1 protein-coding gene is annotated in these 458 nt (G+C 70.7%); it reads left to right on the top strand.

Going from position 1 to position 458, the window contains the following annotated elements; translation table 11 throughout:
* A partial coding sequence (locus V5E28_RS49165; protein ID WP_336217213.1) for a TCP-1/cpn60 chaperonin family protein occupies positions 1-458 on the top strand: 458 nt, incomplete at both ends.

Here is a 458-nt window from a genome sequence, read left to right as displayed (position 1 = left end):
GCCGGCGGCGTGGCCGTCATCAAGGCCGGCGCGGCGACCGAGGTCGAGCTGAAGGAGCGCAAGCACCGCATCGAGGACGCCGTTCGCAACGCGAAGGCGGCCGTCGAGGAGGGCATCGTCCCCGGTGGTGGCGTGGCGCTGCTGCAGGCGGGCGCCAAGGCGTTCGACAAGCTCGAGCTCAAGGGCGACGAGGCGACCGGTGCCGCGATCGTGCGCAAGGCGCTTGAGGAGCCGCTGAAGCAGATCGCCGTCAACGCCGGCCTCGAGGGCGGCGTCGTGGTGGAGAAGGTCCGCAACCTCACTCCGGGCGAGGGCCTCAACGCGGCCACGGGCGAGTACGTCAACATGTTCGAGTCGGGCATCATCGACCCGGCCAAGGTGACGCGCTCCGCGCTGCAGAACGCCGCCTCCATCGCGGCGCTCTTCCTCACCACCGAGGCGGTCATCGCCGAGAAGCC

The sequence above is a fragment of the Nonomuraea sp. LPB2021202275-12-8 genome (assembly GCF_037044575.1).
GTDB lineage: Bacteria > Actinomycetota > Actinomycetes > Streptosporangiales > Streptosporangiaceae > Nonomuraea.
Note: the sequence above shows the minus strand (reverse complement) of the source record. Positions and strands in the feature narration are given on the sequence as shown.